Origin of the sequence: Zobellia sp. 1_MG-2023 (assembly GCF_030549125.1) — a bacterium.
Taxonomy (GTDB): Bacteria; Bacteroidota; Bacteroidia; order Flavobacteriales; family Flavobacteriaceae; genus Zobellia; species Zobellia russellii.
Genome location: NZ_JAUOSY010000003.1, coordinates 1 through 21,260, shown reverse-complemented (window position 1 = coordinate 21,260; position 21,260 = coordinate 1). Strand labels below are relative to the sequence as shown.

The 21,260-nt window shown below is 33.8% G+C and carries 27 protein-coding genes and 1 pseudogene; all 28 read left to right on the top strand.

All coding sequences use genetic code 11. The annotated features are described in order from the left end of the window. Positions 1 to 313 precede the first annotated feature (313 nt). The gene (gene tssD / locus Q4597_RS07470) at positions 314 to 703 is read left to right on the top strand and encodes a type VI secretion system tube protein TssD (protein WP_289039997.1); all 390 of its coding nucleotides are present in this window, start codon (positions 314 to 316) and stop codon (positions 701 to 703) included. Between the two features lie 313 nt (positions 704 to 1,016). Beyond that, entirely contained in the window at positions 1,017 to 1,469 is a 453-nt protein-coding gene (locus Q4597_RS07465) for a hypothetical protein (RefSeq protein WP_289039996.1), read from the top strand. 6 nt (positions 1,470 to 1,475) lie between these two features. Further along, positions 1,476 to 2,834, top strand: a complete 1,359-nt coding sequence (locus Q4597_RS07460) for a DUF5458 family protein (RefSeq protein WP_215439443.1) — start codon at positions 1,476 to 1,478, stop codon at positions 2,832 to 2,834. Positions 2,835 to 2,973: 139 nt separating this feature from the next. Further along, on the top strand, positions 2,974 to 3,363 hold the full coding sequence (gene tssD, locus Q4597_RS07455; protein ID WP_194527489.1) for a type VI secretion system tube protein TssD: 390 nt from the start codon (positions 2,974 to 2,976) through the stop codon (positions 3,361 to 3,363). 4 nt (positions 3,364 to 3,367) lie between these two features. After that, the gene (locus Q4597_RS07450; protein WP_303405592.1) at positions 3,368 to 4,411 is read left to right on the top strand and encodes a hypothetical protein; all 1,044 of its coding nucleotides are present in this window, start codon (positions 3,368 to 3,370) and stop codon (positions 4,409 to 4,411) included. Next, positions 4,411 to 4,788, top strand: a complete 378-nt coding sequence (locus tag Q4597_RS07445) for a hypothetical protein (RefSeq protein WP_303405590.1) — start codon at positions 4,411 to 4,413, stop codon at positions 4,786 to 4,788. Before Q4597_RS07450 ends, Q4597_RS07445 begins: the two co-directional genes overlap by 1 nt. A 64-nt stretch (positions 4,789 to 4,852) precedes the next feature. Continuing rightward, a complete protein-coding gene (locus Q4597_RS07440; protein ID WP_303405588.1) occupies positions 4,853 to 5,545 on the top strand; it encodes a hypothetical protein in 693 nt (230 codons plus the stop codon). Between the two features lie 237 nt (positions 5,546 to 5,782). Further along, positions 5,783 to 6,004 (top strand): annotated as a pseudogene (gene tssD, locus Q4597_RS07435) (type VI secretion system tube protein TssD); the annotation flags it as partial. Between the two features lie 48 nt (positions 6,005 to 6,052). Next, complete coding sequence (locus tag Q4597_RS07430) at positions 6,053 to 6,769, top strand: hypothetical protein (protein WP_303405584.1); 717 nt, start codon at positions 6,053 to 6,055, stop codon at positions 6,767 to 6,769. A 182-nt stretch (positions 6,770 to 6,951) separates the two neighbouring features. Next, entirely contained in the window at positions 6,952 to 7,701 is a 750-nt protein-coding gene (locus tag Q4597_RS07425; RefSeq protein WP_303405582.1) for a toxin-antitoxin system YwqK family antitoxin, read from the top strand. A gap of 168 nt (positions 7,702 to 7,869) precedes the next feature. Beyond that, positions 7,870 to 8,364 carry a hypothetical protein gene (locus Q4597_RS07420; protein WP_303405581.1) on the top strand — a complete coding sequence of 165 codons (495 nt, stop codon included), beginning with the start codon at positions 7,870 to 7,872 and terminating at the stop codon, positions 8,362 to 8,364. A 367-nt stretch (positions 8,365 to 8,731) separates the two neighbouring features. Further along, positions 8,732 to 9,157, top strand: a complete 426-nt coding sequence (locus tag Q4597_RS07415) for a hypothetical protein (protein ID WP_303405579.1) — start codon at positions 8,732 to 8,734, stop codon at positions 9,155 to 9,157. Next, positions 9,154 to 9,651 carry a hypothetical protein gene (locus Q4597_RS07410; RefSeq protein ID WP_303405577.1) on the top strand — a complete coding sequence of 166 codons (498 nt, stop codon included), beginning with the start codon at positions 9,154 to 9,156 and terminating at the stop codon, positions 9,649 to 9,651. Before Q4597_RS07415 ends, Q4597_RS07410 begins: the two co-directional genes overlap by 4 nt. A gap of 244 nt (positions 9,652 to 9,895) precedes the next feature. Then, positions 9,896 to 10,021: a hypothetical protein gene (locus tag Q4597_RS07405; protein ID WP_303405575.1), complete on the top strand. Its 126-nt coding sequence runs from the start codon at positions 9,896 to 9,898 to the stop codon at positions 10,019 to 10,021. A 648-nt stretch (positions 10,022 to 10,669) separates the two neighbouring features. Further along, complete coding sequence (locus tag Q4597_RS07400) at positions 10,670 to 11,011, top strand: hypothetical protein (protein WP_303405573.1); 342 nt, start codon at positions 10,670 to 10,672, stop codon at positions 11,009 to 11,011. Between the two features lie 126 nt (positions 11,012 to 11,137). Beyond that, a complete protein-coding gene (locus Q4597_RS07395; protein ID WP_303405571.1) occupies positions 11,138 to 11,851 on the top strand; it encodes a hypothetical protein in 714 nt (237 codons plus the stop codon). 78 nt (positions 11,852 to 11,929) lie between these two features. Further along, a complete protein-coding gene (locus Q4597_RS07390; protein WP_303405570.1) occupies positions 11,930 to 12,304 on the top strand; it encodes a hypothetical protein in 375 nt (124 codons plus the stop codon). 96 nt (positions 12,305 to 12,400) lie between these two features. Next, positions 12,401 to 12,574 carry a hypothetical protein gene (locus Q4597_RS07385; RefSeq protein ID WP_303405568.1) on the top strand — a complete coding sequence of 58 codons (174 nt, stop codon included), beginning with the start codon at positions 12,401 to 12,403 and terminating at the stop codon, positions 12,572 to 12,574. Positions 12,575 to 12,744: 170 nt separating this feature from the next. Further along, a complete protein-coding gene (locus tag Q4597_RS07380) occupies positions 12,745 to 13,173 on the top strand; it encodes a hypothetical protein (protein WP_303405567.1) in 429 nt (142 codons plus the stop codon). Between the two features lie 1,361 nt (positions 13,174 to 14,534). Continuing rightward, positions 14,535 to 15,236, top strand: coding sequence for a hypothetical protein (locus Q4597_RS07375; RefSeq protein WP_303405566.1), 702 nt, complete (start codon positions 14,535 to 14,537; stop codon positions 15,234 to 15,236). 4 nt (positions 15,237 to 15,240) lie between these two features. After that, the gene (locus tag Q4597_RS07370; protein WP_303405565.1) at positions 15,241 to 15,618 is read left to right on the top strand and encodes a hypothetical protein; all 378 of its coding nucleotides are present in this window, start codon (positions 15,241 to 15,243) and stop codon (positions 15,616 to 15,618) included. Between the two features lie 12 nt (positions 15,619 to 15,630). Continuing rightward, a complete protein-coding gene (locus Q4597_RS07365) occupies positions 15,631 to 16,578 on the top strand; it encodes a hypothetical protein (RefSeq protein WP_303405564.1) in 948 nt (315 codons plus the stop codon). A gap of 189 nt (positions 16,579 to 16,767) precedes the next feature. Beyond that, positions 16,768 to 17,157: a hypothetical protein gene (locus Q4597_RS07360; protein WP_289039991.1), complete on the top strand. Its 390-nt coding sequence runs from the start codon at positions 16,768 to 16,770 to the stop codon at positions 17,155 to 17,157. A gap of 42 nt (positions 17,158 to 17,199) precedes the next feature. Then, positions 17,200 to 17,517, top strand: coding sequence for a hypothetical protein (locus Q4597_RS07355; RefSeq protein WP_303405560.1), 318 nt, complete (start codon positions 17,200 to 17,202; stop codon positions 17,515 to 17,517). Between the two features lie 1,019 nt (positions 17,518 to 18,536). Beyond that, entirely contained in the window at positions 18,537 to 19,550 is a 1,014-nt protein-coding gene (locus tag Q4597_RS07350) for a hypothetical protein (RefSeq protein ID WP_303405558.1), read from the top strand. A 77-nt stretch (positions 19,551 to 19,627) separates the two neighbouring features. After that, entirely contained in the window at positions 19,628 to 20,083 is a 456-nt protein-coding gene (locus Q4597_RS07345; protein ID WP_303405556.1) for a conjugal transfer protein TraO, read from the top strand. An 11-nt stretch (positions 20,084 to 20,094) separates the two neighbouring features. Beyond that, positions 20,095 to 20,247: a hypothetical protein gene (locus Q4597_RS07340; RefSeq protein WP_303405555.1), complete on the top strand. Its 153-nt coding sequence runs from the start codon at positions 20,095 to 20,097 to the stop codon at positions 20,245 to 20,247. Between the two features lie 33 nt (positions 20,248 to 20,280). After that, on the top strand, positions 20,281 to 21,260 hold a 980-nt coding region (locus Q4597_RS07335), incomplete at its 3' end, for an Ig-like domain-containing protein (protein WP_303405554.1).

Sequence of the window (21,260 nt, the reverse complement as noted above, 5' to 3'; positions counted from 1 at the left end):
CGTAACCAAGAATCGGTTTTTAGAATAAGTTAGTTTTATGAATTTTCACCTATAATTGGGGTAGGGTGAGACTTAATAAAATTCAGTGTTGAGATGATATTTTTACAATGAATTTAACTTCAGAAATTAGTCGTATTTAGTTCTTTTGAAATAGCTGTTTTCCTACGTTATTTTTTCTGCAGAATAATTATAAAAGCTTGCACTTTATCGAAAAATATTTGGAGAGTATCAGATATTTAATAGTTTAGCATCGTCTTATTGACGTTTATATAAATTTTTAATCAGGTATTATTTACCACAAAAATCATTTTTTATGTCTTTTAAAGCTAAATTAAATTTAGGAGGAAAAGAGTACAACATCTTAAACTGTAACTACGATCTTTTTCAAGAAACAGATCCAACAGGCCGTCCGTCTTCTGTTACAAGAGGAGGTAAGATTACTGTTACTGTAGAGTCCAATGATGACACCGCTGGTGTTGAGTTAATGATGGATAACTTTGGTAAAAAGGATGGTTCTATAACGTATACAAAAAGAGATACGGATGCTACCCTAAAAGAAATCAAGTTTACTGAAGCCTATATGGTAAAGTACAGAGAGAATTTTGATGCTACAGGTACCAATCCTTTAACGGAGACTTTTACTTTGTCTGCTAAGGAATTGAATATTGGTGGTGGTCAGCACCAGAACGAATGGGTAATGTAATCCATTTTGCAATAAATTTTTTAAAAAGGAGGCAAGCAAACGCCTCCTTTTTTTTACTTTTCTAATGAATGCGCCAAGCTTTTACGATTGTATATTTTACTTTTTAGCTGATTAAAATGATTTCTAAATAGTAATAATGCCCGTGTACGGCAATACGTTACTGGTTTGGTGTTCTAAAATGCTTTAGTTGTGTTTTTGTTGTAGATGATATATGAAGCGTAGTAAAGAAAAAACTTACTCAGGCTCATTCAGGTACTTTGTTTGCGTATAACATTTTTTTGAGTAAATTTAAAACTTAAAACAATATATAAATATGGCTATTGATAACGTAGGTATTGGTGGTAATGAGGTAAAAGGTGACGCTAGTGAAGCCTTGAACAGCATTCCACAGAACAGGGCTTTAATTGCGGGTAAACTTACCCCTAATGCACCTGTAAAGCCCGAAGTGGTAGAAGGTCTTAGAACTGTTGAAGATATTTTTGAGCATTACGAACCCGAACTGAAAATCCCGTTTGAGGATAAAAATGGCGGTACCGTAAACGAAACCTTGAAGTTCAGAAATCTTGGTGATTTCGGTAAAAAAGGCATTATCAATAATAGTGTTTTCTTAAAAGAGCTTGAAATAGAGAGCGATCAATATAAAAAAATGATCAAGCAATTAAAGACCAACAAGATTTTGAAATCTGCTTTGGAAGATCCTGACGCTAAAAAATCTTTGGTAGATACCATAGATGCTTTGATCGCTGAAATTAAAAACGCTAAATAATTTTACATGGCCGATACACAGAACAACCAAAAAGCCGCACAGTTAAGTGAAAAACCTTATGCGGAACAGATAAAGGAAAAATCGGATGGACTTGTCAAATACGGCGGGTACGATCTTTTGGAATCTGCCATTGATGATGTACAGAATCTAAACCCCGATCGTAAGGCACGTCGGAAAATGTTCCTTACGGAAAATACCAAAAAACAAGAGCGCAATGATCTCTTGAAAAAATTGGAGCTTTGGTCAGAAACACTTAAATCTGGTGATGATATCATAGATTTAGTACAGGCAGCAGATGATAAAGCAGCTTTATCGCAGCAGGTACTAACAAAAAATTTAAAATCTGCTCTTGAGGAAACTCGTGAACTTGAAACGTCCTACCGTTCCGTAGCCTTGTTCTATAAGAATACAGATTTACCATCTTTAAAAAATGTTTCCATTATTAATGCGGAACTTGATCAATTAACGGATTTGGATAATACCCGTTTCTTTGATCACATAAGAGAAGAGTTGGTTTCTAAATATGATCGTTTGGATCTTCGTGAAAACTACTCCCTTATGGTTCTTCCTGGGTATTTGGGCTCTAAATCTGTTGTGGATAAATGGGCAAAAGTAGCACACGACAATAAAGTTACCTTAGTGACAGATTTTGCACATTTAGATGAGCCGGACGATGTAATGGAAATGTTTGAAAGTGCCAATTTGGCTAGTGGAGATATGTATTTGTCTAACACTATCATGACCTGTAACTGGTTGGTAGGCCGTGGCAAACACGAAGAAGTAGGCGAAGAAGAAGACGTACATGTACCGCCTTCTGGAGCCCTTGCCGGTAAAATATATAAAACCTTAATGTCTCAGGTAACCGCAGGTAAAAAACACGGTGGCCTAAGTGAGGTAGATGGTGTAAGTTTTGATTTGAGAAAAAGTGAAATTGCCAATCTAGAGAACCTAGGTCTTGTACCTATGGTTAATGAATATGGTAAGGTTATGGCCTTTTCTGCCAAGACGCTCTTTAACGGAGATAACTTAGGGCTTCAAACCTATTCTGTAGTACGAGTGTTTGATTATGTGGCCAAAGTATTAATGGACTTTTTAAACCGTAGGGCTTTTGAAAACTTTAGCACAAAGACCCGTAATGAAATACAATCACAGATTGTACGGTTTTTAGATGATATTACAGGGCCGGACAAACTAATTGAAAATTTTGAGATTAGAAGGTTTGAGCAAGACCCGAACCAAAAAGACCGTATTTATTTAGATGTACGCCTAAAACCTTATTTCCCGGCTAAAAACTTTATGATTAAAATGGATGGTCAAAAAGGAGACGAAGGTACGGATTGGGATACGGAATACGCACAACAGTAAGACAGTTCTAAACGAAGTTATATCTTCTAAGGTCTTGTTATAGAGAATAATAAACAAAAACTTGGGTTTTGTAAAGGAGGCTTTTGCTTAAAAGTTAACTTGTAAACAGTAACCCGCTACTTTAAAAAACTGAAAAATTATGTCATTTTTAGCAAAGCTTACTGTTGATGGACAGATTTATAATGTGCTTCATTGTCAATATCATTTTGAACAACCCATGGATAATACAGGGAAGCCCGCAGGTAAACCTTTGGGAGGAAGAATAATGGTTACCGTAGAGTCTCAGGGGAAATATGATCTTTTTCATTGGATGAAAGAACCGGAGCAAACTAAAGATGGTTCCATTGTATTTTTTAAACGTGATGCTTTATCAAAGCTGCAAGAGGTGAAATTTTCAAAGGCTTATTGTGTTAGTCTTGAGGAAGAATTTAGTGCTATAAGTGATACACCAATGACGAAACAAATTATCATATCGGCTAAAACTATTACTATTGGTGATATGAATTTTGAAAATAGCTGGGGGGAGTAGTATTATGGAGCAAGCTTTAAAAAAGGCACGGATTCAGCGATTGAATAATGAGCTTAAGAAATCAGTGTCCCGTGTCAAAATCGATTGTAATCGGTCTTTGACATTGGCTGATAAACAAAAAGTTAAACTTGCAGCAGAAAAAGGGTTGCAGCAATATTTTTTAAATGAATTGAGACGTACGCATACGCGGGGTCTTGATTGGTACTTTGATAAAACCTTAGGTAAAATTTATAGGCAAAAAAACGGAACGCCAAAAAATAGGTATTTTGTAATAGAATTTTATGATGAAGTTTTTTTAAACTCACAAGTAGGGACTTGGCATATTCGGAAAAGAGAAATTTTTCCTGAAGATGTGGAGTTTAGTAGGATTGTTTCTAGTTCGAAAAAAATATTTTCCAAACTATATAACATAACGGTTGATTTAGAGGATAAGAAAAAAATTTATAATTCTTATAACTCTGTTGATGAGAAAGGGATTATAATGGTTACTTTAGGTATTCCCCTAGCCACTATTGGAATAGTTGAAATAATGCCAGTGTTAGCTGTCGAAGCAGAGTTAATTTCTACATCTGGACCGGTTTGGAGTAATCTTTGGACCAACTATGTTTCATCTACAATGACTATTAATGGTGTTTTAGAAACAAATGCTTATCTAGGAGGGGTTAATGCAGCTACAAATTTAGTGGGACAATTTGTAGTTAATGATTTTAAGTTTGATAAGGAAATTAACTTAATGCAACCTGTTTTTGCCGGTGCAACAAGAGGTTTGGTTTCTAATTTAGGTGAATCGTATTTCCAATTAAATTATGATTCTGTGGATGGATTTACCTTTGGTCCCAGTTTAAAATCAGATTTTTATGGAACATTTTTTTCTAATTTATTAGCAGGAAAAGCTTCTGATAAATTTAATGCTTTGGTCAAACCGATAAACGAATTTTCACCTGTCTTTAAGACTTCTTTTGATATTTATGGAGGTATAATTATTAATACAGGAGGGAATGCTGTAGGAAAAGGAATATCAGATGAAATTAAAAATCAAGTTCCTTGATGTCTATTCCAAAAAAATATTTATTCTCGATAACACTACTTTCTGTTGGCTTTTTTATCGTTGTTATTACCATGATAAAACAGAAAAAGAATAAAAATGAGATAAATTCAAACCTTCACGAAACTGTCGCAATGGTTACGGGCCTTCCTGATAATCGAAACATTACCATTGTGGAATATAAATATGTATACGATAACGAAATCTATAACTCTGATGAGTTTGCAGATATAGAAGTGACGCAGGCTATAGTAAATAAATATTATAAAGTATACATATCAACAAAAAATCCTTCAAAATCACTGATTCAGTTAGATAAGGAGGTAATTGATACAAATAGAATTAAAGCTGCTGGTTTTGATTTAAGTATTGCGAACTAAAACAATAATCAAGCTTAACATTTGTTGCATATACACAAGAATTGTAATTAATTTCATGTTTAATATGAATTTTAGGAAATTTAATCTTGTAATACTATTATTGACTTTAACAAACTGTCAATCCCAAGACAAAGTTGTATTGGTCGAACAACTTTCACAAAAATATTGCAAGGCTATTGAAAATATTGAAATGAATGGGAAATCTAACCAAGTCATTCTAGAAGATATGCTAGTAGCTGCAAAAGCGGTAAGCAGTGAAAATACTGATTTGGTGAATACGATTAAAAAAGAAATAGCTAAAGAAATAAAATCGACGGACGAAAAGAATATCGGTTACGCTTTCGCAACAGATTTTGTAACGAATTTGATGGAGAATTGCCCTTCTTACTTTAAAATGGGAAGAGCAATAATTGAAAGACCAATTAAGACTAACGGTACGATAGAGTATGTTTCTAACAGAGTACAAGGCTTTATGGCAAAATGGCAAAATCTCCCATTAAACGAACTTTATAAAAGAGCTAATGACTCTATAATAACAAATATTGATTATTCAAATTCTTATTTCTCGGATTACAAATCAGAAGACCAGTGGACCAACATACAACCAATAACTGATATTCATATACATCTTTTAAACACATCTGATACTTATTTAAAAGCATTTTTAGTAAATGAACAATTTCGGGCAATGGGTTTACCAGCGGAAGATTTTCCCCGGGCAAATGTTATAGAATTCGAATTTCAAGAAATCGATTGAGCTAATTTTTAATTGACGGTATCCGAAATTCGGTTTACACAAAATTTTTAATACTTTATTGAGTTTGGATGATTTTATAAATCAATACTTTGAGGTAAAATATTCAAGAAAAAATCAATAAAAGTAAATTGTTGTTGAATCATCCAATCTCGGACACTGTAGCAATAAAGAAGGCTGGTTTTAGTTTGGATTAGAAGGGATAACATTAATATCCCAAAGTAATAGGACCTTTTTCATTGGATGAAAGAGCCAGAGCAGACAAAAGATGGTTCCATTGTTTTTTTTAAACGTGATGCCTTATCAAAGCTGCAAGAGGTAAAATTCTCTAAAGCGTATTGTGTTAGTCTTGAGGAAGAGTTTGATGCAAATGATGAAATGCCTATGCAAAAGACACTGGTTATTTCTGCCAAAAGTATCACGGTTGGCGATATGGTTTTCGAAAATAGCTGGGGAGAATAAATCCTTTGCTAGCCACTTTTCAAATTTAAATTTAAAAACATTTCGCTCATGATTGGAATGGAAGATGTAATTCAACGTTACGGTATAAAAAAGGCATTACAGAAAACAAAAGTTGCGGTGTCAAATATTAATACTGAGGATATTGATGAATTCAACCATTATGGTTTGGAGGGTGAAGAAAAACGAAAGAAAAGAACGAGTTCGGTTTTAAAACGAAATTTAAAACGGGCAATGTCCAACCAAGAGTTTAGAGATAACGATCCTTGTAATTGTGGAGGTTCAGATTGGTATACTTTTACCGATGAAAATTGTTATAATGAGTTGGATGAAGTTGTGGTGATAGGAGTGGATAAGTCTAAAAGGCGGCATAAATTGAACACTAATCTTGTGGAAAAAGATCATTGGTGGAATAAGTCAATTGATCTTAGTTTCAAAAACCCTTTTCCAGAAGCGCGTTGGGATTGGTTTGAAGACCGAGTTAGTGGAAACCCGGTCTGGGGTACTGGAGGCGGGAGTATGGAATTAGGTAATCGAAGGGGAAGAAACAGTGTCGTTGGAAGCCCGTATTATATGGATGAATTTGTTATACCTGGTGGCGGCGGAGCAGGGATGAAATTCTGGGCGCATTTAGATAACTGGGCAAAATATGGAATAAAAGCGGTTCAGATTGTTTCTGGAGGTATTGAGCAAGGTAGTAGTGGTGGGGAAGCAATAGAAATATTGAAAGAAGAGTTTCGGGAAGAGTCTAGTGTTGAAGCGCTCTAGATAACTCAGTGGAACTCTTATAAAGATGTTCATGGTAAGCTCACTACATGGGTAGACTCTACTAAAGTAAAGGTGATTTTAAAAGGTAGTCCTGCCCAAAGACAAAAAGTCCGAGATTCAATCCGTCGAGAAAATGATAGTAAAAGAGGAGGGGTAAACCATTGGTTAAAACAAAATTAATAATGTTTCGTACGTCAATTTTTCTACTCATTTTTTTTGTTATGTTCTCCTGTAAAAATGAAGTACACAAAGAGTTCTACCCAAGTGGTAATTTAAAGTTTGAATCTACGATAGGGGAAAATGGATTGTTTAATGGTGGATATACTGAATATTATGATTCGGGAGAAGTCAAAACCAAAGGGAAATACATAGATGGTAGTATTTCGGATACGGTTTATTTATTTTACAGAAATGGGAAACTGAAAGCAAAAGGACTTTTTCAAAATGATATTAAAAAAGGTTGGTGGTACTATTATCAAGAAGACGGGAAACCAAAAAGTTTGGAGGAGTACCTGGTCATCCATGACAGTATGTACAAGAATCAATCATTACATTATATGAATAATGGGGAAATAGACCTGAAAAATAGTTCTTTCTTTAGGTTGGAAATACCAGATACGATTGAGGTAGGTAAAAATATAGGAAAAGTTTTGAACTATAATTCCAACTATTCATCGGATAAATATTACCTGTCGGATTACCATTTCTTAACCGTAATCGTTGAAAATGAATATGAAAATGGGTTGATAAAAAAAGACACTTTTAGTGATGGGTCTTTTACTCCGGGTTTTGGGATTTTCGCTAGAAAAAAAGGAAATCAGACAGTTAGAGGTAGTATCTTGGAGGAAATAGTATACGACATTCCTTCCGATAGTTCTCTAGTTGCTAAAGAGCATATCAAATACTTCGAAAGAGATGTGTTCGTTCAATAACCCCCTCGCTAGTGGGGAAAATGACATATAGGAATGGAGCATTTTATGATATTGGTTTTCGAGAAATCAATGATACTCTGGTTGATAAACGACAGCTTGGTAAATTGAAGGACTTTATAATTACTACCAATAAAAAGAATCAAAAATTAGCTGAAGAAAAATTCGATAATGGAAATTACTAGAATCAGTATTTTAGGAGTTTTATTGATTTGTTTTGGATGTCGAGACAATAAGTATAATATAAAGCAAACAAAAAGTGTAGAAGTACTGGATGAGAAAACGTTTCAAATAATAGGAACTGATAAGGAAATGCGATATTATCTTCCTGATACTATTCAAATTAATGATACTTTGAAGGGGCATTTAATTTATCATTCTGAATTTGATGAGATGGGGAATGATGATACCCATGTCATTGATTTTCATTTTGCTAAAACGGATTCTTTATCTAATAATTTTGAAGAATTCAAAAGGAAAAGGTATGATACTTATGCAAGAATAAGAGATAGCATTATCCCTATTTATGATATAACTTTTGAGAAAAAAGGTAGTCAGTTATTTGAAGGGTACATAAGAGATTATCTATTTATAGATAGAGGCAACGATAGCATACAAATAAAAACGAGTACCCAGCATGTTATGTATAATGTTTATGTTAAATGAGAAACTATAGAAATGATTATCAGAGGTACAGACAATTATGAATATTAATGTAGAGGATAATAGATTACTTTTTTCATGTTTCAAACAATTGGAAGTGTTTTCCGGTTAATTTTCATTTATAAATTTGATATAAAAAAATGAATCTAGCTCATAAAGCTGATGGTAAAATAGAAGTAGCGAAGGAAATAAAGATTGGAGGCATAATTTTTTTGATTCTTGTTTTAGCAGCTGTAATCTTTGGGTATTATAGTTAATCCTCACGCTAACGCTCGTATTTTACGAGTGTCATGCAAAGTAAGAACAGATATTATATGCCTAAAATTTAAGATTGATTTTATAAAGTAATTACAAGCTAAAACAATAGTAAATGCGCTATTTTGTAATTTTGGCTGTATTGTTTCCATTAGCTGTTTCATGCCAAGAAAAAGAAATCGATTTAAACGGAACTTGGCACTATGAGCGCCGTTCAAAGCCGGAATTAGGCTTTACCATGAGAATAGATGGTGTAGATGTTATCAAAGAATCAAACGATCCACCGGAAGACGGTGACGACATGGATCATTTTTATTTTGTTTTTGATAATCAGGGTCAAATGATTGAATACAAGGTAGGCATAGGGTTTCGTTCAAAATATAACATTGTTGACAATACTATTTATTCAAATGAAGAACCGTTGTATCAAATAGTGGCCTTTAGAGATAGTCTAATGGTCATAAAACAACCCAATGAAGTTGATACTGCCACATATGAAAAGGTAGATACAGATTTAGGTCATCTAGAAATCGTAAATTGAAAAAAAATACAACAGATTGTAGTAAAAGGAGATTGCCTGTCCGTAGCAGAAGGAAAATGGAATTTTTGACAAAAATTAGACCTCCAAGGTATTTAAGATATGTCTTTTATCGCCTTTATATGTTCGGCTTAAAAACAAACAACAGAACCCCTGAATTGTCAGCATCGATTACTTTAGCCTTCACACATTTTATACAACTTTTATTGATAATACTAAGTGTAGGGGCAATCCATGGAAAAGATTATTGGGGTGTTATATTTGAAGAGGTTAATAGAGTTGTTTTAGCCGTTATGCTCCTAGTTTTTCTTTATGTGGTTGAGATTTTTTATCAGCACGGTAACAAATTTATAACATATATTTCGGAGTTTGAAAGTGAAACAGAAGCCAAACATAAGCGAGGTACGATTTATTTAATTCTATATTTGGTTTTAAGTATTCCAATATCATTGTTCATTATAGGTTATATCATTATCAGTTTTTCGCCTTTTTATTAATTTTATCCCCCCGCTAGCGCTCGTTTGCAACGAGTGCCATACAGAGTAAGAACAGGGATAGACTAAAACGAAAGATATCTTAATTTTTTTGTGTTTTTAGATAATAAGATGAAATTAGTGACGTAAGTAATATAGAGGGCACTGGTAAAACACGAGCACTAGCGGGGGCAAGCCAAGTGGAATGTCACTGAGTGAGAATAGTTTACGAAATAAGATGCTATTTGACCAAAAATATGGATTTCTTATGAAAGACATGAATTTTGAAATTGAGTACCAACCAACTATGGAGGAAGAAAGAAAGTACTATATAGAAGAACGTACGGTGAAGCAAGATAATACAGGAGTCCCAAGGAAAAGGGTGCTTTTTTAAAAATTTTATTGATGAGCTGGATAGAAAATCTACGTCCGCCAAAGTTTTATAGGTATATGTTTTACCTTCAGTACAAGTTCTCTCTCAGTCTTTGGGACAATGACGCTCAGTTTTCTGCATTAGTGGGTACTGCGCTAACCTTAATGGCGCAGTTCGTATTTCTTATCGTTACGCTCTCCTATGTTCTTAAGTTTTCTTTCGGGATTAATTTGCTTAAGAATATTGGACCTAATTACGTTCTAATCTGTTATTTTTTATTTTTTGGTTTAAGTTATTTATTATTTTATAAAAATAATAAATGGAAAGCTATTATTAATGAATTTCGAAACCTTGAAGAAGAAAATAGGAATTTTCATTTTTTTATGTACTTATTTTTTTGTTTTTTCTTAGCGTTCTATCCTATTTTTTTTGATTTTTTCCTTGGAATAAACTTATCGAATTAGAGTTGCTTTGATTAAAATTTGAAACAAATATTTTCTTGAAGACGCACGGTAATCAAGATAATTTGTGAGTGGAAAGGAAAAATATGATTTTTGATAATAGATATTAATGGAGTTTTTGACAAAAATTAGACCTCTAAGGTATTTAAGATATATCTTTTATCGCCTTTACATATTCGGCTTAAAAACAAACAACAGAACCCCTGAATTGTCAGCATCAATTACTTTAGCCTTCACACATTTTATACAACTTTTATTGATAATACTAAGTGTAGGGGCAATCCTTGGAAAAGATTATTGGGGTGTTATATTTGAAGAGGTTAATAGAGTTGTTTTAGCTGCTATGCTTCTAACTTTTCTTTATGTGGTTGAGATTTTTTATCAGCACGGTAACAAATTTAAAACATATATTTCGGAGTTTGAAAGTGAAACAGAAGCCAAACATAAGCGAGGAACGATTTATTTAATTCTATATTTGGTTTTAAGTATCCCAATATCATTGTTCATTATAGGTTATATCATTATCAGTTTTTCGCCTTATTATCATTGATTTTAGCCTAATTAAATTCGATTGTTTCAACCCAATGTTTATTAATTGGTATAGGGGAGAAAGACAGGTTAAAATAGATAATACCTTTGTGGCTCCAAGCATAAATATTCAAAAAATGAAGTTTTAATGAAAGTTTGGCTAGAGAAATTAACTCCGCCCAAATTTCTAAGATATTTTTTTTATATATCATATAGATGGTATACTGGCTATGTAAGTGAGCGGTATCAAGCGCATTATACATCTGTACTTTTTTTGTCTTTTATTCATTTCTTCTTATTGTTTTTTCTTCTACTAGTCTTTTTGCCAAATGTTTTTGTTTCAATTTCTTACAAATACCCATTAGTGTTTTCAATAGTAATTATATTAGGTGTTATTCATTATTTTTTATTTCTATATAAAAATAAATGGCAAGGTTATGTAAAAGAATTCAAACATCTTAGTGACAATCAAAGATTTAAAGGGACAATTTTGTTGTTTACGTATCTTTTTTTTTCAATTACGCTTGCCGCTAGTCCAATTTACTTCGGAGAATTAGAGCGAAATAAAACGAGAAAAGAAAAGAGGATTAAAGATGATGCAAAAAATTATAATACTTATGGTATAGCAAAATGTATATCAATTCAAAAAGAAAATTCTTCAAATTTTGTATTTTTTGAATTTTATATAGATAATCGAAAAATATTAGGAACTACCAATGTAGAAGATATTGATGAATCATTGATCAATAAATACTTTAAGGTAAAATATTCAAGAAAAAAAATCAACGAAAGTAAATTGTTGTTGAATCATCCAATTACGGACACCGTAGCAATAAAGAAGGCTGGGTTTAGTTTGGATTAGAAGGGATAACATTAATATCCCAAAGTAATAGGACCTTTTTCTCGCTATTGAAGTTGAAATTAAAAAAGAAATGGACAAATGATGGATTGGTTAAATTCCAAAAAACCGGTGAAATTACTGCTGGTATTAGTCATTTGCTTTTTTTCGTTCAAATATTTTAGGTCAATTTATCATTTCAAATATTATTCGGCTTATACCATTGGTAAATTTACTCATTTTAAGTACCAAAATGCTTCTACTTATGCCATGTATGAATTTTATGTGGATAACAAAAAAATAGAAGGAGCAACTTACGATAGAGGAAATATAGATCAATTTTTGGTCAACAAATACTTCAAGGTAAGATACTCAAGTAAAAACCCTGAAATAAATGAGATTCTATTGGATGAAATGATTACCGATGCCTCTGCCGTTGAAGCGGCGGGCTTCAAGTTAAAAAGCAAAAAAGAATAGTCATGTTCTTTTTGTGTTTATGATCATACTGCATTCTGTTTTAGCTTAAAAAAATAATCTAGTATTTGCTACGTTTAAAATTTGAAAGTATCCCGTATGAAAAACAATTTGATTACTATAGCCTCCTATGCACCGGTCATAATTTATATGGTCTATTCTTCTTTAACAAGAGAGCCAAACAGTGGCATAAATTGGATAGAAGTTGTAACGGCGGCACTTTTAGGCGGTGTTGGTAATGCAATTGGAAACAGAATGAAGAGCAAAAATTAATAGGTAAAACTTCGGTATTTTAGTAGAGGAAAATATTGCATGGCACCGTTCAATGTTCGGACTGAGCAACCATTAGCTGGCATAACAAATTAACGAATATAGTGGGTAGTGAAAAATGGAGAAACCAAAAGAGTTGGTTACTTTTTATAATGTGAATAAAAAAAATAGCTATGAGGTTTATATTAATGATAGTTCTTTTTATTTCTGCTATTTCTTGTAAAGAAAAGGCTTTTTCGCAAGATATGTCTACAGAATTCTGTAAAGGCATTAAGCAGCTAGATTTATCGAATAGTTCCGCAGAAAATATCTTGAAGGATATGGCCAAACTTAGTTTAAATTTACGAAATAATAATCCTGATAAGGTTAAGTCGATAAGAAAAGAGATTGCCCGGCAAATAGGAACCGACAACCAAGAGGAAGTAGCATATGCTTTTGCAGTTACTTTTACTGGTAATCTAATGGAAAACTGCCCTGAATATCTAACCGCAATAAGAAAAATATTGCCTCAAAAAATAGACTCAAATGCAACTCTGGGCTATGTGTCAAGTAAGGTCGAATCCTCGCTAGCGCTCGTTTGCAACGAGTGCCGTACAGAGTAAGAACAGCAATAAACTAAAAAGAAAGCTATCTGAAATCTTTAGTATTATTAGATTATAAGATAAAAATGGTAATGTAAGTAACCCTCAGCTAGCGCTCGCTTGCAGCGAGTACCGCACAAAGTAAGAACAGGATTTAACTAAAAAGAAAGCTATCTGAAATCATTAGTGTTATTGGACAATAAGATGAAAAATGGTATTGTAAGTAACGTAGACGGCACTCGTAAAATATGAGCGCTAGCGAGGGGCTTTTTAAGAAATTTTATTAATGAGTTGGATAGAAAATCTACGTCCACCACAGTTTTATAGGTATATGTTTTACCTCCAGTACAAGTTCTCTCGGAGTCTTTGGGACAATGACGCTCAGTTTTCTGCATTAGTAGGCACTGCGTTAACCTTAATGGCGCAGTTCGTATTTCTTATTGTTACGATCTCCTATGTTCTTAAGTTTTCTTTCGGGATTAATTTGCTGAAGAATGTTGGACCCCATTATGTTTTAATTTGTTATTTTTTATTTTTAGGTTTAAGTTATCTTTTATTTTACAAAAATGATAAGTGGGTAGCTATTATAAATGAATTTGGAAACCTTGAAAAAGAAAATAGAAATTTTCATTTTTTTCTATATTTATTTGTGTGTTTGTTCTTAGCGTCATATCCTATTTTTTTTGATTTTTTCCTTGGAATAGACTTATCGAATTAGAGTTACTTTGATTAAAACTTGAAACAAATATTTTCTTGAAGACGCACGGTAATCAAGATAATTTGTGAGTGGAAAGGAAAAAAATGATTTTCGATACTAGATATTGATGGAGTCCTTACTTTTACTACAACCACCTAAATTTTTAAGATTTATATATTATAGTTTGTATAGTTATGCATTAGCTATAAATAATACTACGCCAAAGTTATCCAGTTCAATAACAATGGCTTTTACGCATGGGGTGCAATTTCTTTTTTTTATTGATTTACTAAATTTAGGGTTCGGGATTGATATATGGACATATTTTTTCGATGGGATTGGAAGATGGGCTTTTGGGATTGTAGCACTCTTATTTCTTTATCTGGTAGAGTTGTTTTATTCTTATAAAGACAAGCACCTTAATTATATTGAAGAATTTGAGAATACCCCAATTGACAGTAAAAAATCGGTCTATCTATTTATTTATATTTTTGTAAGTTTAGTAATGTTAATTGCTAGCTTTTGGATAATATCAAAGTAATGAGAGTAAACCTCTAAAATTTGAAGTGGATTATAAGGCTCCTATAAAATCTCAAGAAATTGATTTATACTAGGAAGAAAGACAGGTTAAAATAGATAATACTTTTGTGGCTCCAAGCGTAAATATTCAAAAATTGAAGTTTTAATGAAAGTTTGGCTTAAGAAAATACAGCCTCCAAAATACTTAAGGTATTTTTTTTTCATTATATACAGGTGGTATTCTTCATATAGTAGTGAAAAACCAACGGCCCATTATACTGCGGCGATTTTTTTAGCTATTCCTCATACGTTTATATACATACTTATTTGTAGTCTTTATAATGTTCAAAGGATAAGTAAGGGGAATATGCTGTTATTTATTGGTTTTATTCTTGTTTTACACTATTATCTTTTTTTTTATAAGGCTAAATGGAAGGGGTTTTTAAAAGAATTTAAACATTTGGATAAGAAAAAACGGGGTAAAGGTACTTATTTTGTCTTTTTATATCTCATTTTTTGTTTTTTTATAGCTATTTATTCTACAGTTATTCGTTCCAATGAAAATTCCGATTCATATAAGTTAGAGGCCTCAAGAAGTAATGGTCTAGATACTTATGGTATAGCAAAATGTGTATCAATTCAAAAAGAAAATTCTTCAAATTTTGTATTTTTTGAATTTTATATAGATGATCGAAAAGTATTAGGAACTACTAATGAGAGGTTTAATAAGACTATCGGTCATACCATGGAAAAAATATCCCCTGTTTTTGGTAACTTAATGAATGAAACAATACAGTTTAATATCAATACGACAATAGAAACTATTAAAAAGAAAAATTCCGAGGAAAAAACTAATTCGAACTATTGACTAAATGACTTTAAGTGGAAAAGGAAAAGGTATTGTCCTAGTTGTTATTATTACAGTACTTTTGATAGGTTATGATGAATGTAGAAAAAAAACCTTAAATAGTATTGATAGTTATGGTATTGCAAAAATATTGGGAAAAAGGGAAGGTAAGGGATCCAAATATGGTGTGTACATATATTATGTAGATAAGAAAAAGTTTGAAGGAAGATTTGATATACACTACTTTTCCAAAAACTCATTTAAGTTTTATAAAGTAAAATATGCTGAGAAAAACCCAAGTTGGAGTGAGATTTTATTAGACCAACCCGTTACTGATACCATCGAAATAAGGAAAGCGGGATTTTCTTTACCACAAAAGAAAAGAAATCAGTTTCAAGAATAAAATGTAGTTGACATGAAACAGAAAAATCTTAAAACATCTTTATTACTAGTTACACTGTTTCTTTTTACATTTCTATGTTCTTCTCAAAAGAACCTTGTCAGCGATAAAGCAAAAAGAGGTTTAACATTAATTCCTGGTACCAGAATATACCTTGAACTCCCTTTGGGGTTTCATTTGTCCAAAGATTTTATCGGTCTCGAAAATGGTAATGATGAAATAATCCGGTTTTACGATATGTACGGTACAGATTATTATGCTAATTCTAACAAATATTCAAAAGAAGCTTACGAGAACATTGGTGCAAAAGTATATGACTTTGAAGAAACGATAATTGATGATTACTATGGAAAAGTGCTCGTTACCAATAGTGATTATGCAAACCGATCGGTTACCTTAGTTTTTGGCGATGCTTTTTTTTCTGTATTAGCGGTTGCCGTTACGAACAATACAAATAATACTGAAGTTAGTCATATAATAAATTCATTTAAAAGCATAAAATATGACAAAGACCGAGAAATAGGTTCGATGGAAGCTGCATTTTTTTCCGTTGATGTAGAAAAAAGTGGCTTCGAACTATTTTTTCAGGCTAATGAAATATTTCACTTTACTGAAAACGGCGAATACCCCAACGACACAAGTTCTTCATATGTTATAAACCAAATACTCGTCGATCCCACTAACCCAAATTTGAAACTCGTAGTTGATAATATCATCAATTCCAGTATTGAGAAAGGGTTTAAAGTTACCAGCAGAAAACAGACTTCTAAAAATAAAATCAATGGTTATGATTGTTTTCAGGAAATGGTGTATGGCGAATCCGAAGGAGTGAAAACCCAGACTGTCTTTACGGCAATCAATAATGGGAGAAGAGTGGTGGTTATAATGGGAAGTGCCAAAGAAAACTTTCAGGAGAATATTGAAAAGTTCAATCAATTGACTTCTACTATAAAATTTAATTAGACTGTTTCCTTCTATAGCGCTCGTTTGCAACGAGTGACGTACATAGAAAGAGCTGGATTAAACTAGAAAAAGCTACCTAAAGTCATTTGTATTTTAGATAGTAAGATGAAAACTGTAATGTGAGTAGCATAGACGGCACTCGTAAAATAAGAGCGCTAGCGGGGGGGGGGATAATATTTCATTTCGAGAATGATTTTGGACAAAAGTAAAATTAAGGTACTTATTATAGTGGTTTTTTTGTTCCTGACCACTTATTTTGTTTCTAGGTATATCAAAAATGATATAAATACAAATGCAGAGTATACCATTGGTTTCGTATACGACTATATGGAAGGTGTTACATCAGGAGAGTATATTTACTATAGGTATTATGTGTCGGGTCAAGTTTATGAAAATAGTAATGCTTATGATAGTGATCATAAAGTCAAAATCGGTCAGTACTATACGGTAAAGTACTCAACGAGAAATCCGGAACATTCTGTATTACAGCAAGGATTTCTTATAACCGACACTAGCGAAATAAAGAAAGCGGGATTTTCTTTACAAAAAAATAAGGTAAATCAATTTCTGGAACGATAATTAAACTTTAAACTGAAAATTTTTGTAATAGTATACCTTAGCTTGTTCTCTATTTCCGTTTTATCGTTTCAAGATAGTAATAATGAAAAAGAAATTGGTTTAAACGGAACTTGGCATTATGCACGCCGTTCAAAGCCGGAAATAGGCTTTACCATGAAAATAGATGGTGAAGATGTTGTCGAAGAATCAAACGATGCACCGGAAGACGGTGACGACATAGACCATTTTTATTTGGTTTTTGATAATCAGGGTCAAATGATTCAATACAAGGTAGGCATAGGGTTTTGTTCAAAATATAACATTGTTGATAATACTATTTATTCAAATGAAGAACCGTTGTATCAAATAAGTGGCCTTTAAAGATAGTCTAATGGTCATAAACCAGCCCAACGAAGTTGATACGGCCACATATAAAAAAGTAAATACGGATTTAGGTCATCTAGAAATCGTAAATTGAAAAAACTACAACAGATTGAAGTAAAGGCTGAATACTTGTGCGCAGCAGAAGGAAAATGATTTTCAACTATAGATATTAATGGATTTTATGTTCAAACTACACCCGCCAAAATTTTTGCGTTACATTTATTATCGCCTGTACATTTTTGCAATGGAGACTAAAAATAGCACTCCAAAGACCTCAGTTGCTATTACATTGGCATTTACACATATCTTACAACTTTTTTTTCTCACTCTTGTGTTTCTATATGCAGTGAATGATAAAACTATTTTGGTGTCGGTCTTTACTGGAAATAGTAACGTAGTAATTGCTATTATAGCTTTAGTGTTTTTATATTTCTGCGAACTTTTTTATCATTATAAAGATAAGCACTTAAAATACTTGGCAGAATTTGAAATGGAAAGCAAAAAAGAGAAAAATGTAGGTACTTTTTATCTGATATCATATTTAAGCGCTAGTTTTTCACTTCTGTACATTGGTTTGATATGGTTGATTCCTAAAATATCACCTTATTATAATTGATAAAATTTTTAAGGTCAAAGATATTGATAGTTTAGTTAAGACTTATTTTCAAATATAGGTGATGGTTACCAACATAATAAAACATAATTGCCTCACGCAAAACTTATGGATATATACCTATAATTAAAGAAGTCTTAGAAAATACTTGAAGGGATGATTGTATTAGATTACGCAACAGGTTAACCCTTCGTATTCAATATGGATTATTGGGTTAAAAAAGTGTGTTGTAATTATTTCTTTTGGTGTCATTCCTCTTGTATATTAGGTTTACAGTACCTAAAACCCTTAAATCCTTCTCTTAATCGATTATTTGGATAGTTGTCCAGTTAATTAGTATTTTTGTGTTTTTCATTCTCGTGTAAGACACTAAATTATTCATTGAAAGAAATTACACCTACTTATGAAGTCGTTCCCTATAAAACTTATTTTTTTTCTGGGTAGCCTGTTATTTTCGAGTCACATCCTTTGGTCGCAGACCCCTATTTCTGTAAAAACTAATGATTTTGTAACTACAACCATATTTTTTCCATCTACTATTAAAAAGGTAGTTGAGCCTGCGGCAAATTTTAGTTTTAGTTATGAAAGTGGTTCTAACATTGGATTGCTGAAAGGAAGGAAGGGTAGGGCGAGCAATCTTTTGGTTATTACCGAACAAGGTTATATCTACTCGTTTGCATTGAGTTATGCAGAGGAAGTTCCGGAATTCAGTTTTATTTTAACAACAGATCAAGCAATAAGTAAAACCATGTCAGGTAATGGCGAGAGCTCTAAGAGGCCTGAAATTGTTGAACAACCTTCTGGTAATGACAGTCAAGAAACTGTGGAAACCAATGAAATTCCTATTGAAAATGTCACAGCCAACAATCAACCAAAAAATAAGGTAAGCGAAGCACTAACTACGAATGTTTCAGAAAGTCAAAAATATACGATTATTCAAGAACCGGTGTACATGAGTAATGATGATACGGAAGAAAAAGATTTGTATGATGTAGATCGTGAAGAGTACTATCGCATTTTTTGTGAAAATAATTATCTGCAGAAAACCGTATTTAAACGTAGTTTTAGACAAAACAAAAAAATTGCTGTTCGGCTCAATAATATTTTGGTGGATCGGAACGAGAAGTATTTTGTGGTGCAAATAGAGAATAACTCAAAAAGAAAATATGATATCGCGGGGCTCAGCTTTTTTAAAAAAGCAAAAGTGGGGCAACTTGAAAAAATCATGAACCCCCTATACACTTTTAATCTTCAAGAAAGTATAGATCCAGAAGGCATAAATGAGGTTGTTTATGTGTTTAAAAATTTTAATATTAGTGCCAAGGAAAAAATTTCTGTAGTTTTAGCTGATACAAATAGTGACAACTTGGTGATACTGCCACTCGATTATTTATTAATTAATTCTCCCTCGAATTGAAACATATCACAATTATATTTTCATTGCTATGTTTTCCAATACTAGCTTTTTCTCAAACTTATTCCAATACTTTCTCGGTGTCTGGGGGGTTATTTGGTGACGGTTATGGAGGAGAGATAACGTATAATACCAACTTAAGTGAAACAACCCATACTCAAATAGCTTTGAACGGTACGTATGCCAACTATAAAAGTGGAGCCGTCCGTATTCCATATATGAGCGTAACAGCCAGTTATTCCTATTTTATAACAGTTTATAGTAGAAACAGGAAAATGCAGTCACTTTCTTTGGGAGGAGGAGTCTTGGCAGGATATGAGTCGGTTAACAACGGAAACTTGCAGTTAAGCAATATCGTATCCGTTGATGGGGAGAGCAAGTTTATATACGGCGGTGTAGTTACGGCAGATTTGGACATTATACTTACGGAACATCTTTCGTTATTGATAAAGACCTCTGAGTTCTATCATGTTAATAGTGATTTCGGTAATCTTACGAACTATAGCGGTTTGGGTATCCGTTACTATTTCAATTGATCTATAGCGGTATGGATTTAGACTTTATTTTCGTCTTATCCAATAATCCTGCATTTGGTCCAGAGTTCCGATCAAAAAAGTTCCTTGGTTATGCAGGGTTGGAACGGATTGCATATCTTGTAGGACTTTCTTTTAAAAGCGAGAGTTTTATTGTTTACGGATAATTAAAAAAAGTCGTTGGTCCCCATACTGGAAAAATGAAGAACTACATAAAGATCCCGATATCCTTTTTTTGTCTTTTTTTGTTGGCCCTTGCCTGTACCAAGGAGGTAGGGCTCATCACCGAGGTGGAGTTCGAGCTCAGCGAGCAGCACACCGCCGAGGGCTATGTGAACCAGGGGCTTCCCAGCACCTTTACCATCGTTCCCGAGGAGGTACTGGAGAACTACGAATATACCATCACCTATGAGATACTCGACGGCGAGGGCCATTTCGAGGACATGGAGGGCAACCGCGTGGAACCCGGGAAGGGGTGGCCCATATCCGAGGGCCTTTCCGCTCCCTTGGTGTACATGGGTTCCAAGACCGGCGGCCACAGGGTAAAAATAACCGGGGCGGACAACTTCGGGATCTCACAGGATATAGAGGTCTCCTACGAGCTCTCCGATGTACCGGTGGTCTGGGAGGCCTCCAGCGAGCTCTCGGAGCTCGAACTGGAAAAACCGGTGGACGTTTCACTGGTGTTCGAAAGGCTGGACACCGACCTGGAGGTCGGCTACCAGGCCGTATACGGGCTCGGTTCGGGCGCGGGAAGCCTCGGGCCCTCGGAGGAGAACGGTTACGCCCCAAAGGGGGAATACGGCCCTATCGTCCCCGGCACCTACCCGCTCGTCTTCACCCCTTCGGAGATAGGCCCGCAGCAACTGGTCTTCACCCTGCGAGACAGCAACGGACAGGAGATCGAGGCCGGTGTGGACTTCAACGTGGTGGAATTTATAGAGGTAATATCGATAACCCTTTCGAGCCAGGATACGATCAAGATGAAGCTCGGGGACGAGATACCCCCTGCGTTCACCTTCGACCCGCCCAATGCTACCGATCAGGAGGTAACGGTGGTCTCCAGTGACCCCGATGTCGTTCTCATAGACGAAAACAATGTATGTATCGCGGTAGGGCTGGGCACGGCGGAGGTTACCGTAACCTCCGTTTCCAATCCCGATGCCAGCGATACGGTCAC

Coding starts and splice junctions, on each gene's coding strand:
- tssD (WP_289039997.1), top strand. CDS start 314: ATGTCTTTTAAAGCTAAATTAAATTTAGGAGGAAAAGAGTACAACATC.
- Q4597_RS07465 (WP_289039996.1), top strand. CDS start 1,017: ATGGCTATTGATAACGTAGGTATTGGTGGTAATGAGGTAAAAGGTGAC.
- Q4597_RS07460 (WP_215439443.1), top strand. CDS start 1,476: ATGGCCGATACACAGAACAACCAAAAAGCCGCACAGTTAAGTGAAAAA.
- tssD (WP_194527489.1), top strand. CDS start 2,974: ATGTCATTTTTAGCAAAGCTTACTGTTGATGGACAGATTTATAATGTG.
- Q4597_RS07450 (WP_303405592.1), top strand. CDS start 3,368: ATGGAGCAAGCTTTAAAAAAGGCACGGATTCAGCGATTGAATAATGAG.
- Q4597_RS07445 (WP_303405590.1), top strand. CDS start 4,411: ATGTCTATTCCAAAAAAATATTTATTCTCGATAACACTACTTTCTGTT.
- Q4597_RS07440 (WP_303405588.1), top strand. CDS start 4,853: ATGAATTTTAGGAAATTTAATCTTGTAATACTATTATTGACTTTAACA.
- Q4597_RS07430 (WP_303405584.1), top strand. CDS start 6,053: ATGATTGGAATGGAAGATGTAATTCAACGTTACGGTATAAAAAAGGCA.
- Q4597_RS07425 (WP_303405582.1), top strand. CDS start 6,952: ATGTTTCGTACGTCAATTTTTCTACTCATTTTTTTTGTTATGTTCTCC.
- Q4597_RS07420 (WP_303405581.1), top strand. CDS start 7,870: ATGGAAATTACTAGAATCAGTATTTTAGGAGTTTTATTGATTTGTTTT.
- Q4597_RS07415 (WP_303405579.1), top strand. CDS start 8,732: ATGCGCTATTTTGTAATTTTGGCTGTATTGTTTCCATTAGCTGTTTCA.
- Q4597_RS07405 (WP_303405575.1), top strand. CDS start 9,896: ATGAAAGACATGAATTTTGAAATTGAGTACCAACCAACTATGGAGGAA.
- Q4597_RS07395 (WP_303405571.1), top strand. CDS start 11,138: ATGAAAGTTTGGCTAGAGAAATTAACTCCGCCCAAATTTCTAAGATAT.
- Q4597_RS07390 (WP_303405570.1), top strand. CDS start 11,930: ATGATGGATTGGTTAAATTCCAAAAAACCGGTGAAATTACTGCTGGTA.
- Q4597_RS07385 (WP_303405568.1), top strand. CDS start 12,401: ATGAAAAACAATTTGATTACTATAGCCTCCTATGCACCGGTCATAATT.
- Q4597_RS07380 (WP_303405567.1), top strand. CDS start 12,745: ATGAGGTTTATATTAATGATAGTTCTTTTTATTTCTGCTATTTCTTGT.
- Q4597_RS07375 (WP_303405566.1), top strand. CDS start 14,535: ATGAAAGTTTGGCTTAAGAAAATACAGCCTCCAAAATACTTAAGGTAT.
- Q4597_RS07370 (WP_303405565.1), top strand. CDS start 15,241: ATGACTTTAAGTGGAAAAGGAAAAGGTATTGTCCTAGTTGTTATTATT.
- Q4597_RS07365 (WP_303405564.1), top strand. CDS start 15,631: ATGAAACAGAAAAATCTTAAAACATCTTTATTACTAGTTACACTGTTT.
- Q4597_RS07360 (WP_289039991.1), top strand. CDS start 16,768: ATGATTTTGGACAAAAGTAAAATTAAGGTACTTATTATAGTGGTTTTT.
- Q4597_RS07350 (WP_303405558.1), top strand. CDS start 18,537: ATGAAGTCGTTCCCTATAAAACTTATTTTTTTTCTGGGTAGCCTGTTA.
- Q4597_RS07340 (WP_303405555.1), top strand. CDS start 20,095: ATGGATTTAGACTTTATTTTCGTCTTATCCAATAATCCTGCATTTGGT.